Below are 1070 nucleotides of genomic sequence, written 5' to 3' on the forward strand. Positions count from 1 at the left end.
CAGAGGCCGACAACCGTCGCAACCCAGGCGCCGCCCATGTTCATCAGCAGGCCGACGGCGACGCCGAACACGGCGAAGCCGATCAGGGCGCCGATCCACGGAACGCCCATGGTGATGACAAAGGTGGCGTAACCAACCGTCAGGATCAGGAGCATCGAGCCCCAGGTCGTGAAGTGACCAAAGCCGGACCACATGCCACGGCGGGCCGACATATCCATATACGCGTCGGTGTGGGCCGGCGGCGTAACGATCGGGCCAGTCGGTTCAACATGCGCCATCGCGAGTCATCTCCCAGCGATTTGAAGGTCCTAAGCGGGCCACGGTGTAGCGGGATCGCCGCCAGAAGAAAAGCGCCGAAAAGGCCGCATACCCCGGCCCGATTCGGCTTTTCCGGGGATTTCCTGCCGCGCCGGGCGCGGGGAGGCTGGTTGCAGTGGCCGGGCTTGCCCCGATGCCGGTCCGAAACACGGACCGGAAAGTCTCCCGGCAGGGCATTTCCGGCGCTCAGCGCGGGAATCACGCAGCTCTGCGTGGCCACCCGCCATCCTGAGATGTCAGGCCCGGTTGGGCGGGACCATCCGGTCAGACGTCGAATAGCGCCATTCCTGAAGCAGCGTGCGCAGGGCGGCCACGAAGGCGAGCGGCTGATCGAGCATGACGTGATGGCGTGCTTCGGGGATTTCGATGAACGGCACCTGCTTGTTGAGCAGGCCGCGCATGTAGTCGCGCACGTCCGCGTCCCAGAGAATGGACTTGTCGCCCTTGAACAGGGCGATGCGGCAGCGCGTTTCCTTCAGCAGTTCCTGCGGCGGGCGCGAGACGGTGAAGCGCTGCCAGATCGACGGGTCGAACTTCCAGGCCCAGCCATCCCCTGATCCATCCTTGAGCGGCGCCTTCCGAAGCGACCAGCGCGCGATGTAGTCGAGCGCGTAGTGGTTCTCGCAGATCTGCGGCGGGGCGAGGCGGAAACGGGCGAGCGCAGACTCAAGAGACGGATAGACTTTCGTGCCGTGCACGGGCGGCGGGCCACGACGCGGCGTGTCGGGCGGGTTCACCGGCGAGTCGACAAT

Annotated in this window: 2 protein-coding genes; both read right to left on the reverse strand. The window is 65.8% G+C overall.

The genetic code is table 11. From position 1 onward, the window contains the following. Positions 1–278 (reverse strand): hypothetical protein (locus EON91_RS14560; protein ID WP_292096145.1); only part of this gene is annotated, 278 nt, incomplete at its 3' end. A 276-nt stretch (positions 279–554) separates the two neighbouring features. Next, positions 555–1070 (reverse strand): alpha/beta hydrolase (locus tag EON91_RS14565; protein ID WP_292096147.1); only part of this gene is annotated, 516 nt, incomplete at its 5' end.

Origin of the sequence: Brevundimonas sp. (assembly GCF_004210735.1) — a bacterium.
GTDB lineage: Bacteria > Pseudomonadota > Alphaproteobacteria > Caulobacterales > Caulobacteraceae > Brevundimonas.